At 26.9% G+C, this 13,871-nt stretch carries 11 protein-coding genes; 5 read left to right on the plus strand and 6 right to left on the minus strand.

Annotated elements, in window-relative coordinates:
* Positions 1–7: 7 nt before the first annotated feature.
* On the plus strand, positions 8–1,459 hold the full coding sequence (locus ACYQ19_RS01385) for a type IV secretory system conjugative DNA transfer family protein (protein ID WP_459977612.1): 1,452 nt from the start codon (positions 8–10) through the stop codon (positions 1,457–1,459).
* A gap of 155 nt (positions 1,460–1,614) precedes the next feature.
* Here ACYQ19_RS01385 and ACYQ19_RS01390 read toward each other — a convergent pair whose 3' ends face one another.
* On the minus strand, positions 1,615–2,691 hold the full coding sequence (locus tag ACYQ19_RS01390; RefSeq protein WP_459977614.1) for a hypothetical protein: 1,077 nt from the start codon (positions 2,689–2,691) through the stop codon (positions 1,615–1,617).
* A 41-nt stretch (positions 2,692–2,732) separates the two neighbouring features.
* The gene (locus tag ACYQ19_RS01395) at positions 2,733–3,383 is read right to left on the minus strand and encodes a hypothetical protein (protein ID WP_459977616.1); all 651 of its coding nucleotides are present in this window, start codon (positions 3,381–3,383) and stop codon (positions 2,733–2,735) included.
* A gap of 108 nt (positions 3,384–3,491) precedes the next feature.
* On the opposite strand from ACYQ19_RS01395, the gene ACYQ19_RS01400 reads away from it, so the two are divergent.
* The 4 genes from ACYQ19_RS01400 (at position 3,492) to ACYQ19_RS01415 (ending at position 7,587) form a co-directional block, all read left to right on the plus strand.
* A complete protein-coding gene (locus ACYQ19_RS01400; protein WP_459977618.1) occupies positions 3,492–3,725 on the plus strand; it encodes a hypothetical protein in 234 nt (77 codons plus the stop codon).
* Positions 3,726–3,862: 137 nt separating this feature from the next.
* On the plus strand, positions 3,863–5,200 hold the full coding sequence (locus ACYQ19_RS01405) for a deoxyguanosinetriphosphate triphosphohydrolase (RefSeq protein ID WP_459977620.1): 1,338 nt from the start codon (positions 3,863–3,865) through the stop codon (positions 5,198–5,200).
* A gap of 58 nt (positions 5,201–5,258) precedes the next feature.
* Entirely contained in the window at positions 5,259–6,230 is a 972-nt protein-coding gene (locus ACYQ19_RS01410; protein ID WP_459977622.1) for a hypothetical protein, read from the plus strand.
* 34 nt (positions 6,231–6,264) lie between these two features.
* On the plus strand, positions 6,265–7,587 hold the full coding sequence (locus ACYQ19_RS01415; RefSeq protein ID WP_459977624.1) for a GIY-YIG nuclease family protein: 1,323 nt from the start codon (positions 6,265–6,267) through the stop codon (positions 7,585–7,587).
* A gap of 8 nt (positions 7,588–7,595) precedes the next feature.
* On the opposite strand, the gene ACYQ19_RS01420 is transcribed toward ACYQ19_RS01415, so the two are convergent.
* The 4 genes from ACYQ19_RS01420 to ACYQ19_RS01435 form a co-directional block, all read right to left on the minus strand.
* Positions 7,596–8,570, minus strand: coding sequence for a DNA adenine methylase (locus ACYQ19_RS01420; protein ID WP_459977626.1), 975 nt, complete (start codon positions 8,568–8,570; stop codon positions 7,596–7,598).
* Positions 8,571–8,702: 132 nt separating this feature from the next.
* Positions 8,703–11,309, minus strand: coding sequence for a DEAD/DEAH box helicase family protein (locus tag ACYQ19_RS01425; protein WP_459977628.1), 2,607 nt, complete (start codon positions 11,307–11,309; stop codon positions 8,703–8,705).
* Positions 11,302–11,901 carry a hypothetical protein gene (locus tag ACYQ19_RS01430; protein ID WP_459977630.1) on the minus strand — a complete coding sequence of 200 codons (600 nt, stop codon included), beginning with the start codon at positions 11,899–11,901 and terminating at the stop codon, positions 11,302–11,304. Before ACYQ19_RS01430 ends, ACYQ19_RS01425 begins: the two co-directional genes overlap by 8 nt.
* Positions 11,891–13,858: a DNA methyltransferase gene (locus ACYQ19_RS01435; RefSeq protein WP_459977632.1), complete on the minus strand. Its 1,968-nt coding sequence runs from the start codon at positions 13,856–13,858 to the stop codon at positions 11,891–11,893. The genes ACYQ19_RS01430 and ACYQ19_RS01435 overlap by 11 nt, the downstream gene beginning before the upstream one ends.
* Positions 13,859–13,871: the final 13 nt, after the last annotated feature.

The raw sequence follows: 13,871 nt of genomic DNA on the forward strand, positions 1-13,871 counted from the left end.
ATAAAAAATGGGAACTATAGGCTTTATTAAAAACGAAAATTCATATCATAAAAAACAAAACAAAGAAAAATATATAATAGAAGAAAATTTTACACATGCTTTAATTTTAGGAGAAACCGGAAGCGGAAAAACTACGGGTATTATAAACCCGAATCTTTATTACAGAATGAAAAAAAATCACGGAATACTTGTATATGATTTTAAAGGCAATTACCATTTCAGTGTCAAATATATGGCATACAAATGTAAAAGACTTAACGATGTATTGGAATTGGGCAAACCGTGGGGAATTTCTATTAATCTTTTAGAAGTTTTCAATGAAGTTGAATTTAGCGATTTTCTAACCGTTATGTTAAAGCACCATCCAAAAGACAAATTTTGGGAACAAAGTGCTATTAATCTTGGTATGGGAATTTATCTGGCTTTAAAAGCATTAAAAAATTTTGATTCCTCAATTGAATTTACATTAAAAAATTTAATAGACATTGCTTCATCATATGAAAAAATAGAAAAACTGAAAATAAAACTCTTAACAAATATTCTTATGTATTATCAGGATGAAGATGAAAACACCAAAAGAAATATTTTAAAATTAAAAAAAGCATATGAAACTATAGACAGAATCGCAAAAGATGAAGATCTTGAAAATTCAAAAAGCGAAAAGACGGTGCTTACCAGTGTCGTTATGTCTTTAATAGCTCCGATATCCAATCTTGCCGGTATTGAATATTTGAACGATGAAAAAGGAGTGAATATTTTAAACGAGCTTTCAAACGGCAAAATAATTATTTTACACGTTCCTTCATTTAGACAAAACGAAATTAATGCTTTAACAAACGCTTTTTTTTCCAATTTTCAGGAAAGAAACGATAACAAAGAAACGCCTATTACCGTTTTTATCGATGAAGCACAAAAAGTTTTAAACTCGGAAACACACTTACCAGTTGATATATTAAGAGAAGCGAAAATTGAAATCATACTTGCGACGCAAAGCGTAAACAACCTAATCGGAGCAATGGGAGAATCTAAAACATACGAACTTTTAGAAAACCTCGTTACCAAAATAGAACTCAAAAACAAACATAACGATCTGAAAAAAGGATTTTATCAGGTAAACGAAAAAGTTTTTAAACTGAAACCTCTTTATTTTTCCCAAAACGCACTTAATAAAGTAGAATCTTATTATCAGAAAAAAATAATCAATCTTGATAAAAAATTGTATATTAATTTCAATTATCAGAAAAAAGAAGGGTTCTTTATTTATTATCCGGGAAAAGATTACCTGATATTTAACAATTACGTTAAAAACAAAAAAATAAAAGTAGAGTATTCTTACAGACTGAACGATAATTATTTAAAAACAATAGAAAATTTTCTGGTGCAATTCTTTGGTCAAGCAGCACAGGAAATGAGCGATGAAGAAATGGAAACATTGGATGAAATTGTGGTAATACACTAAACTATGAAAACTAGTAACAATTTAATCTAACAACAAAACAAGACATAAAGTCTGATTATATTCCCTCTAAGATAACTATTTTTCTTTGAGGGTATGTTTGATAAAGTATTATCAATTATTTTGAAATAAGTTCATGAAATATCTATTAAGTAATTTTAAATTTTTATATATTTATACGCTTCGTTAAATAACTCGTCTATAACTTTTTCATATTTTTTATTCACCATCAATCCTATAAAATTATCTAAATTTCTCATTTTCCAATAATGCAGTTTATTTAACGATAACACTTTTGTAACTATTGTTTCATTTAAATGAGTTTGACTAACCGGTGAATATAATACTGAGCATATTTTTTCTTTTTCGTTTCCGAAACTTAAATAATATAAAACATCTTTTACTTGTTCTTTAGGCATTATGCTTAATGCTTTTAACATTGAAAACATTTGATTAAATTTTTCTTTGCATTGAAAGTTTTTAATATAGAATAATTTAATTATTTCTTTAAAAAGTAAAAAATTAAATAATGCATAAGGATTAATATTGTATTTTTTTGATAAAAACATTAATTTTGTAGCATTTATTTTTACTAAAAAATTGCTGCTACTTGCTATTTCTTCCATTTCATTATTGATTTTAACACCAACTTCTAAAGCAAAAAATTTAAACTCACCTAATCTGTTTAAAATATCTTTTTTATCTATTTCAAAATCAACATTCAACTTGTCAATTTCATTTATATTCCTAATATAATCAGTATAATTAAAGTCTTTTTCAATTTCAATCATTTTAATTAAAACATTAATAAATTTAAGCAAACCTATCGGTTCATTTTCCCGTAAAGAACCTAACATTGAAACATTTGTTAAATTAAACATATGTATTTGAGGAATTTCTTTTTCGGGTTCTTCTTCAATAAATGGAAATAAAGCAAACAAATCTCCTTGTTTAATACTTAAAACTATTGATATCACTTCATCAAAACTATAACTTTCTTGTATGCATTCATAAGCTTTTTCTGTGAATTTATACTTTCCGTTTTCTATTTCTATTAAACCATAATCTATTGGTGGTTTTAAAAGTTTTTTTATATATTTTTTTAATTCATTATCATCCTGTTTAAATTCTTTAATTTCGTTAAGTTCATTTAATAATTCTTCTATAGTGACATTTTCTTTTTCGTATATTATTCTAATTAATTCCAATGCTAAAATTACACTTCTTATTTTCATTTTAAGCCTTTTTAAAACAAAATCTTTATATTGTTTTTAACTTATCTATCATATCTAATTTTTACTTTATGTCTATGCGTTAATCTTAACAAATCAAAACAATAGACTTTCTCAATCGGAACCTTAAAGTTTTCCGCGTCCATTGCTTTTTTATAATTTATAAACACTTTTTTATTAATGTTCCAATTATATACAATTTCTTCAAAAATTTCATTATATAACGAATTTACGATTATAATTTTATGTTCCGACGTTAATTTGCGTTTAAGAGCTTTTTCTACCAAATCAAGTAACCTATCGGGATTTATATCTTTTATTTTTATAAACATTTTAGTGTTTATGTCTAAGATATTGTAAAAATTATTCCAAAAATAATTAAAAGCAAAAAAACTGCTTTCAAAAACAATATTTTCCACTTTTACAATTCTTTCAGGATTTTTATTGAACAATAAAGATATTTTTGCGTCATCGGGTATGTTTTTTAATATCAGTTTATTTATTTTAAACAAGCCAAAATCGTTAGGACAAGCGAAAACTTCCAATACTTTTGTTTTATTTTTTAAATCTATTTCAAGTTCATTTATATTATTCGAGCCTTTAATAGTTAAAAAAAACTGTGCTCTTTTCTCTTTCAAAACAAACTTTAAACTGTTTTCTCCGATATTTTCGATAATTACTTTAAGTTGTTCCATTTTAAACTCCTTTTTTTTAATTTTTAAAAATATACAACATAAAGGGGGGAAAACTTTTTCCCCTTTTAAGATTTATAATACGATTGAAAAAAAATTAAGGAGGAAAAAATGAACAATTCATTTAAAGATTTAGGGAAATGCGTAGCAATGTTGGAAAAAATGGGACTTGTTTCGTTGAATGAAAAAACTTTGAAAAAAATCAGGGAATTAATTTTAAATACATACAAAAAAGAAAAATACACAAAAACACATTATGAATTAATAATAAAAAACGCTTTACTGGACTTTTTTGAAAATTATAAAACTCAACAAAACATACAAACCAATCAGATTCCTATTTAATTATTTACGTCTATCAGTTAAAATAAATTTAAATAAACATAGAAAGGAAAAAAATATTAATATAAAATTATAAAAAACAGGTTTAGTTTATAATTAAAACTGAAAAAACGATTAACTTAATCAAATAAAGGCACCCTATGAAAAAAAGATGGCATAAACTTTTAAGCACCAAAAGACACGGAGAGAAAGAAAACCTTTCAATCGAAGATATAAGAAGCGATTTTCAAAAAGATTACGACAGAATAATATTCTCAAATTCTTTCAGAAGACTCGGTAACAAAACACAGGTTCACCCTCTTTCAAAAAACGACCATGTTCATACAAGACTTACACATTCATTGGAAGTAAGCTCGGTGGGAAGAAGTCTCGGACTTATGGTCGGAGAATTTTTAAAAAACAGAGGCGATTTACCAAACGGTTACGACTCGAACGACATAGCTTCCGTCGTTCAGGTCGCGTGTCTGGCTCACGATATAGGCAATCCACCGTTCGGACATGCAGGCGAGTTCGCTATAAGACACTGGTTTGAAAGCGAAGGTGAGAGATATCTGCAAAATCTTTCGAATGAAAAACAAGACTTTTTAAAATTTGAAGGCAACGCACAGGGTTTTAGAATACTCACTAAACTTGAGGAAAAATATATGAATGGAGGTATGAGACTTACATACGCAAGTCTTGCGAGTGTGGTCAAATATCCCTGGACTTCCGACTCTCCAAAAGCCGTTAAGAAATTTAACGTTTTTCAGTCTGAAAAAAAAGTCTTTGAGGAAATATTCACTTATCTGGAATTAAAAAACAACGAAGAATATATTAGACACCCTCTTTCATATCTGATGGAAGCGGCGGACGATATATGCTACAGCATACTTGACCTTGAGGATGCTGTGGAACTTTCGATAATCTCATACAACGAAGCAAAAGAAATACTATGCGATATTATCGAACTAAAAAACGAAAACGGTTCTTACCTTAAAGAAATAGAAAAAATCCCGAATAAAAGAAAACGTGTATCCCGTCTGCGGGCAAAAGCGATAGATTCTCTTATCAAAATGATATTTGAGGAATTTGAAAACAATTATTTCAATATTATGAAAGGTAATTACAAAGGTTCTCTTATCGACAACCTTAACAACAAAAAACTAAACAAAATATTCGATACGATAAAAAAAATAAATTTCGAAAACATTTTCGTCCAAAAAAGGGTTGTGGAAATAGAAATAGGTGCTTACGAAATAATCAGTATCATCATGAACAATCTCGTTGAAACGGTATACCTACTCGACAAAGTCAAACAAATAAAAAACCTGTCTTTCAAACACCAAAGGCTTCTTGATATTATTTCCGTTGACGAAAGACCAAAGGAAAACTCCTCATATTACGAAAACCTCTTAAAAATAACTGACTACGTTTCCGGAATGACTGACAATTACGCTATGTATATAGCCAACCAGTTCAGCGGAAAATTCAATGTTTAAGGACGGGGAAATGTTTTTCCCCATGTAAGGTATATAATGCTCTCAAAAAGGAGAGCAAATGAAAACTAATCTAATAAAACAGATCGCTTTTTATGTAATAATCGGAATATTTATCGGTGAAGGCGTAAATTTTTACATTTTCAGTAAACAAGCCGTTTCTCACGAGCAAAAAATTATCGGTAAACTTATCGACAGTTCCGGATCAACACCCGGATATATTAAAAAAGACATTCAAAATGTTTATACCGAAGTCTTAAACGATTTACAAAAAGAACTGATAAAAGAAAATTTTTACATAGGACTAAATCTTCTCAAATCACATCCGAAATTAATCGTTATAAAAGATAGCAACCAGTCGTATTTTAGCTGCAGCTATTTCGACAACGGACTACTTACAAACCTTGTGAACAGACGGCTAAACGGATATATCGTTCTAAATTATCCCGGAGAATATATAAACAAAAAAGAAAAAAAGGAATTCGACAAATTGATATATAACGCCTTGCTTCACGAACTTTCGCATTTTATCGGATACAGACTCAGACTCAACGGATGGAAAAATGCGGGTAGCGAATACGTACCGCCGTTGATTGTTTACGCATTGGGTAAAAACCTAAACACCTCAAACCCTTATTATTCAAGAGTTTCAAAACATCATCTTATTGTTGATATCCCTTCTTACAAAGAAATCAACGAAACTATTCATATAAGTAAAAAAACCTATTCTAAAACCCTCCCGAAAGTTATTAAATCCTGCTCGGCAAATAACAAATATAGCTTATTTTATCCCTATTTCAAAAACAGAATCCTATACAAACACCCGTGTTTTGAGTATTATCTAATCGTTTTAGCTCAAAAGGACTTATCACAAAATAAACGAAATTTCCTTAAAGCTCCTATCAGGGAAGCGTTTGTAATGGAACAAAAAAGGATAAAAAAAATCAGACGTATACATAATAAAAAAGTAGATTCATTTTCACTATATCTATTCGCTAAACATTTGGGGTTTAAATATTTGAGTAATTTTTAAAAATATAATATTATATTTTTAAAAAGGAGAAAGTATGAAAATAAATGTAGTTAAAAATGCTGAAAAAGTTGGAAAATTTGAAAAAAATGATAAAAATAATAATCTTATTAAGTTTAAAAAACTTAACGATTTTTCAGAACAAAAATACATTGAGGATATACCAAGAGTATATTTATTTGTAGTTAATAATGAAATAAAAAAAATAGGAGGATCAGCCTCAAAAGGAGGCATAAAAACAACTATTGCTTTTTATGAAAACGCTAAGCAAGGAAGTCCTGGACCAGTAAGATTTATTATACATGAACTAATAGCAGAAGAATTAAATAATAAAAAAAATGTAGAAGTTTATATGATAACATCTCCTAAAGTTAAAGCAAATGTTAATGGTTTATTTGATACTGAAGAAATAGAAATCGCAAGTTTTAAAGAAATGGAAGATAAATGTAAATTAGATTATTTACTTTATCAAATGGAAACATTATATAATTACTATAAATATATTACTTGTCTATCTATAAAAGAATTTAAAAAAGAAGTTCCAGAAAAATTTCGTGAATATTTAACCATTTTAAAAGAAAATAATTTAATGAATTTAATAAACGATGATTTAGAAAGAATTTATGAAACATTAGAAAATTATAATCATCTAAAAGAAGATTATTCAAAAATTAAAGAAAACTTAGAAGAATTACAAAATGAAAATGTTGAAGAAATAAAAAAAATAATCAACAATAATAAAAATAAATTAATAAATATACAAGTAAAAAAAGATGATACAATTGAAAACATTATTAATAAAATAGAAAAAAAATACATTGAAGCGATACAAAATCCAAAAAAATATTTTATAAATGAAATTACAAATATTAACAATATATATTTAAGTTATACATACAAAGATGAGATTAATGATTTAATTAAAAAAATCCTAGGAATTGAAAAAATCGACATTACAAATATTCTTGATGAAAGCGATGAAAATAATATTAAAAGTCTTAAAGAAAACTTAGAGAAATTAATAGAAAAATTTAATACTTTAAATAAAGAAAACGAAAAAAAGATAAAAAAGAAATTAGAGTCTATAAAAAAAGAAATAAAAAAAATTAATAATATAAATACGACTAATATAAAAAAGAAACTATTCAATTATTTTTTAGAAATAATTGAAATTTATAAAGAGCTTTTAATTCAACAAAATGAAGATAATAAAGATAAAATAGAGACTATAGAAAAAATTATAAGTAATAAAATATTATTATACCCTGATTGGAACTTTCAAGAGAACAATCAATCATATCCTGCAGTAAATTATCAAAATTATTTAAATTACCATAAAAAAAGAACAGGAAATAAATAACATTATTTTTATTGTTTTGGAGGACAATATATTAAAATTTCATGACTTTCTTTTATATTAGTATTACATTCTCTTTCTTTCCTATATTTTCCTATTCTTTTTTCTCCTTGTCCCATTGTATATTGCCAAGATGGAAAATATTGTTCGAAATCGTTGTAATACTCTCTAATAGTAGGACAATCATTATAGCTTAATACAAATCCTCCTTTGTGTTCTTTTAACATATCTCTTAATACTTCATGAGGAAATCCATTATGATGAACTGGAAAATTTCTCATTGGATAAATACCTTTAAACATTTTACTATCTTCTCCTATATAATAAGGAGGATCTAAATATAAGAAGTCATTTTGATGTTTTTTTAATACATCTCTAAAATCAGAGCAATATACTTCCAGTTTATCATTTTCAAAACTCTTTAATTTTTCCAACAATGTAAAATATCTTTTTTCATTTAAATACACTGAACTTGGCCATCCTAAAAATCCTGGACCATAGCTTAAATTATAATTAAAATAATAATATGCTGCGAGTTTTACTTTGTCTTGGATTAAATTATCTTCCGAACCTTTTTTGTATTGGCTCCATTGCCAGTGTTTTTTTAATTCTTCTTTTACTTTGTGGTAAGTTTCTCTATTTGGTGTTAGTTCATATAAAATATTTAACATTTTTTCTTTTAAATCTGGATTTAATAACACTTGCCAAAAATTAACTAATATATCGAATATATCATATCCAATTACAGGAATTTCTAATTCTTTACTTATTGCAATTTCTACACTACCACCACCAATAAAAGGACTTATAACTTTTTCTACATTAGATGGTAACAATTCTAATATATAACCTACTGCTAAACTTTTACCACCTGGATATCTTATAGGTGCTCCTCCATATCTTTTATATTTGTTTTTAGTAGAATTTTTACTTCTTAATGAAGTAAGAAAAAAATCTTTTTTTGTTTCTATATCATTGAATAACATTTATTCACACCTTTTATTTTTATAATATTATTTTTCAACTTTTTTATTTATTTTAATTAGTATTTTTCTTATTTTATGTTTTGTGAATTATACAAATTTAATCTTATATAAGCCTTAGCATTTTTAGTTTAATTAACACAACTCTTTAAACTTCTTCTCAAATTTAATTCGCAAATCTTCATTAAAAAACGGCATACCAATTAAAATATAATCATCACTTTCCTCAAACAAATCAACATTTGGTTTTATTTTGTATTCTTTTTCTATTCTCAGTAAAAGATCTTCTTTCCATTTATCCGTATTAATTAGATGTTTGCCTTTTGGTTCTATAAAAACTTGAAGTGTTTTATTTTTGTTTTTCCCTTTCAAAAACAAAACAAAATCGGGTTCAAATGCTTTTCCGTCGTTAAAATTGTAGATTTTAAACATTTTTTCATTTCTTAAAAGATATACTTTTTCATATCTGTTTTTTAGTTTATCATAAACATCGTCAATAAATTTAATAAACGCTTTTTCCTCAAAAGTTCCGTAATTTTCTTCAAAAAGATACCATTCTTTATCTTTTAAGTTTAATACCAATTCCTGATGTTTTGATTCAGACATCGAAATGCCTGTTTCGCGTTCACCTCTCTCATCCGAAGAGACTTTTATTTTTTTGTCTTTTAAAATATTTTTGATTTTTACAGGTATAAATTCTTTTGAGCCGATATAGTCCGTATTATTGCTGATAATTTCCTTTTCGAGTTCTTTTAAAACTTTTATGCAAATATCCAGTTTTTCATCTGGTGTTAGGTTATTTAACTTTTCTTTGGAGCCGTTTATCTCTATTTTTATATCTTTTAACGAATCGATAAATTCCAAAGAAGATTTTAATGCCGGAAAATATTTTTTTAAATTATCAAATGTATAAAAATCCAACTTCGCCATTGCTTTTCTTATAACAGCAATGCCAAAATAACTCATATCGGTTTTTAAAGTTGAATTTTCTATATAAGTATTTGAAGATATTTCTTTCAAAATCGCAATTTCTGTATTGATACCGGTTTGAAGCTTTAATTTAAAAATTTTGTTTATATTAATGTCTTTAAGGTTTTTTATCTTCTTTTTATCCGTTTTAATTCTTCTATTTACAAAAACGACACCTTTTTTATAAAAGTCACTTTTTTTAATATCTTCTTTGACTTTTATGAGAATCTCTTTTTCGTTACTTGGCATTATTCCATAATCTATTAATGCATTAGTAAGTTCTTTTATGTATCTTGGATTATGAGTGCTGTGATAATAAAGTTCTTCTATGATACGGAGTTCGTGGTTTAGTTGATTGTCAAATTTTCTTTTATACGGGTCTTCATCGTTGAATTTAAAAGGATAATATCTAGCGCCCCTACCTATTAGCTGCCTTTCCGATATGGTTGTATTTCCGGGTATATATTTACCATCCTTTGTCCATTTGCCGTCCCTTGTGTCATAAAGTCTAACGATATCAAAAAGATTTAATACATCCCATCCTTCATCCAACATTTTGACGGTAAAAATAGCTCTTATTTCATTGTTTGGATCTTCTAAAGTATTTAATTTTATCTGTTTATCTTTATCTATGTTTTCCGAATCCATTAAAACACATTTATTTTCCGAAAAATCCTCTTTTATTTCATATATAAAATTATCAATCGAGATATCGTTTTTTTCCAGATAATCAAAAATGGTTTGATATATCGTATCGGAAGAATGTGCCTTTATATCCAAAATATCTTTTTTTGAAAGCATTTCAATGGTGTGTCTAAATAATTCATAATTTTCTTTTGAATCTTTAATGCTTTTAGATTTGAATAGAATTACTGGTTTTAGTCTTATTTTATACTTTTCTGCTATTTTTCTTCTGTATTGGCTTAAAATTACCGCCTGAAGCATCCTCTGATTCTTGTTTAAATCCGCCTGTAATACTTTAACCTCTTTAGAATATCCATCTGCCCGGAAATTTTTCAAGTCATATTTATAAATAAGTTTGTTTTTATATTTTTCGTATATTGCTATGTTTTCCAAATCAATGGTAGCGGTATATTCAAGTAAAATATTTTCTTTATTTAAGTGTAAAATTTTATTGACGGTATGTTCCCATGAATTTTGCAGCTCTTCTTCTTTTTTCGTCAATTTGTTTTTGGTAAACGAATTAATATGATGAGCTTCATCAGATATTAATACAACCTTAAACTCCTTAAAATCCTCAAGGGTGATCGAATTTTCTCTAATTATATTTAATTGAGAATGAAGTCCTTGAATCGTCGTAAATATTATGTTTATCTCTTCTGCGTTTGCTTCGTAAAAGTTAGATACTTCTTTTATTTTAACTTCTTTATTTTGAAACTTTATTTTTTCGTTAAATAAATATTTTGGGGATAAAGGATTTAAAAAATTGTCTTTTGTTTTTTCTATAATATTAGTGCTGTTAACAAAAAAAATAAAATTTCTATAACCCCTTTCATACAAATACAATATGTTTGCAGCCATTAAAAGAGTTTTACCGGCCCCCGTAGCCATATTAAATAAAAGCTGTATTGGTTTAATTTTGTTAGGGTTTTCATTTAAATAATGTATAAACCTTGCCAGTGCCTCTTTTTGGTAATACCTTAAATTGAATTTAGGATTTAAATTATCTACTACACATTCAGGAATTTCTCTTTTTAAATAACCAAATTCTGATAAAATATCATACTGCTGACTTAACAACTCGCTATTCATTAATAAAACCTTTTTCTAAAACGATGCTGTTGGGATTTAATGCATATATTTGATCAATTTTTAATGCAATAAACTCGGAAGAGCCGTCATGATTTGTCAAAACTGGTGCAATAATTTTGCCTTTTCTAATCTCTGAAACTTTTTTATTTAAATTTTTATCTATTTCTATCAGGTTACTATCCAACATATTTTTGATTATATCCATATTAATTACCGCAAATTTTAAAAAATCATCACATTGTCTCATGCTTTGATTGTTTTCGCAGTTTGTTATGCCATATACAAAAAAATCCGCCTCAATTTTAAAAAATTCGGACTTTCTTCTGCTTATATTTTGGTTTTTTTCTCTGGTGTATCGTATTGTAAAATCATTAAAATAAAAATATTTTTTGGTTCTAAACCGCTCTTGAACCGTTACAATATCATTTTGGGGCGTTTTAAATATTCTGTCAATCCCCTTATTTATGTCAAGCAATTCTGCGGCATTTATATCGATGTTTACTTTTTCCCACCCAAGATTATTATAAATTTTTTCAAGAGCGATATTTTTATGAACATATTCCGTAAAACTTCTATCTTCTTTATAGTTCATTAATTTTTTCCTTTTTATAAAAAGAATAATTTAACTTTTTGTCAATTTCATCAATGTTATATATTTTATCTTCTATTTCGCTGTAATTAACATACAGCTCGTTATAATCCAATAGATCCAAAAGAATATTTTTTTGTTCGTTTAAATCAAGCTTTTTAAATTCTTCCATATTTTTATCAAACTGAAGAATGTCCACTTTATAGCTTAAAAAAGAGTGTGTTTTCATCTCATCCCATATTTTAAGTATATCATTTAGTGATAATGCATTTTGTATTTTGTCGATAAACTCTTGATTGTTTTTCATAAGTTCCATATAAACGAAATCTCCTCCGCCTTTCCAGTTTAAATCTTTCGAAACACCGGTTTTGTCACCATTTATTACGTTTTTTAATCTCTCAACAGCACTATTTTTACCATAATCCAACTGCTCTATACCGATATATCGTCTATTCATCTTATGAGCAACCGCACAGGTTGTGCCGCTTCCCATAAAAAAATCCAAAACGATGTCATATTCATTAGTGGTTAATTCCAATATTCTTTTTAAAAGTTTCTCCGGTTTTTTTCCGCTTGGAAGACTTACACCACCTTCGGTTTTATTCGTTTGGAATATCTCATCATCCCACAAATCGGAAATCAGTGTCCCAAAATAATTAATATTGTTCTCTTTTACAATTCTTTCTTTTAAAGGAATAAACACTCCGCCTTTATAAATTAAAACTTTCTCGCCTTTTGTATTTATATATTCAATAACTTCATCCGTCTCTTTTGATTTTGCAATTATCTGCTTAACCTTTTCGCCCGCTTTTTTATTGTTTTTTTCAAGCGAATATATGTTTTCATAATTTTTTAAGGCATATTCTTCAAGTTTTTTTAAATCATTAAACTCTTTTTTCAAATCTTTTACATGATATTTTCCATTTTCTAAAATAACTTCATATCTGTAATTTGGATTAAAACTACTTTTAATATATAAAGGTTTAAATCTAAATGTAGGTTTTTTAGAATAAAACAGAATATATTCCTTAACCTTAAACAACCTCTCACCTCTTTTAACATTTACTGCATTTACACCGCTTGGTGTGCTTGTTTTAACCACAATGCTTTCTTTAAAATTTTCTCTTCCGAACACTTCATCCATCAATACTTTTAAATATGCATGTTCGTTATCATCCAGCTGCACAAATATGGCACCATCTTCACTTAACAGCTCTTTGGCTACTTCCAAGCGGTTTTTCATAAATGTAAGCCATGTAGAATGATTAAAGCTGTCATTGTAATTAAACTCATCATTTCCTGTATTATAAGGCGGATCTATGTATATAAGTTTTATTTTACCCCTAAACTCTTTTAACAAAGAATGCAACACCAAAAGATTGTTTCCTTTTATTATTAAATTGTCTGTAATGGTGTTTTTAGGTAAATTTCTTTTAATATTTATTTCGATGTCTCTTTTAAAATTTTCAAATATATTTTCGCCGTTTTTATCTATTTTTTTGAAATTTGTAAATACTTTTGGTTCCAATAACCTATCTATCTCATCCGGCGCAAGTATTACGTTATGAAAAATCTCTTTTCTTTTTTCATCAGCTTTTTCCTGGCCTCCTTCAAGAATACAATCTTTATAAGGCCATACCAGCACAATCTCTTTGTTTTTGGAAATAAAATGCCCTTTTTCATCTGTAAGCCCTATTTTATTTTTAAAAGATGTGTAAGAATTAGGTAAAAATTCCTTATTATCTATAAATTTTATAAATTTATCTTTATCAAACAATAAAATATCATCAATTCTTTTAAAAAAATGATTTTTTATTTTTTCATTTTTAATAAGCAGCTTTATTAGATTATCATCTAATTTCAGTGAAGATTCCATTATTTTATTTTTTAAAATATTTCCTTCTTCATCAATAAATTCGCTGTTTTGCAAAATTTTTATCAACTCTTCAAACAATGTCATACGATTTCTCCAT

This window comes from Nautilia lithotrophica, from assembly GCF_054656815.1.

Coding starts and splice junctions, on each gene's coding strand:
- ACYQ19_RS01385 (WP_459977612.1), top strand. CDS start 8: ATGGGAACTATAGGCTTTATTAAAAACGAAAATTCATATCATAAAAAA.
- ACYQ19_RS01390 (WP_459977614.1), bottom strand. CDS start 2,691: ATGAAAATAAGAAGTGTAATTTTAGCATTGGAATTAATTAGAATAATA.
- ACYQ19_RS01395 (WP_459977616.1), bottom strand. CDS start 3,383: ATGGAACAACTTAAAGTAATTATCGAAAATATCGGAGAAAACAGTTTA.
- ACYQ19_RS01400 (WP_459977618.1), top strand. CDS start 3,492: ATGAACAATTCATTTAAAGATTTAGGGAAATGCGTAGCAATGTTGGAA.
- ACYQ19_RS01405 (WP_459977620.1), top strand. CDS start 3,863: ATGAAAAAAAGATGGCATAAACTTTTAAGCACCAAAAGACACGGAGAG.
- ACYQ19_RS01410 (WP_459977622.1), top strand. CDS start 5,259: ATGAAAACTAATCTAATAAAACAGATCGCTTTTTATGTAATAATCGGA.
- ACYQ19_RS01415 (WP_459977624.1), top strand. CDS start 6,265: ATGAAAATAAATGTAGTTAAAAATGCTGAAAAAGTTGGAAAATTTGAA.
- ACYQ19_RS01420 (WP_459977626.1), bottom strand. CDS start 8,570: ATGTTATTCAATGATATAGAAACAAAAAAAGATTTTTTTCTTACTTCA.
- ACYQ19_RS01425 (WP_459977628.1), bottom strand. CDS start 11,309: ATGAATAGCGAGTTGTTAAGTCAGCAGTATGATATTTTATCAGAATTT.
- ACYQ19_RS01430 (WP_459977630.1), bottom strand. CDS start 11,901: ATGAACTATAAAGAAGATAGAAGTTTTACGGAATATGTTCATAAAAAT.
- ACYQ19_RS01435 (WP_459977632.1), bottom strand. CDS start 13,858: ATGACATTGTTTGAAGAGTTGATAAAAATTTTGCAAAACAGCGAATTT.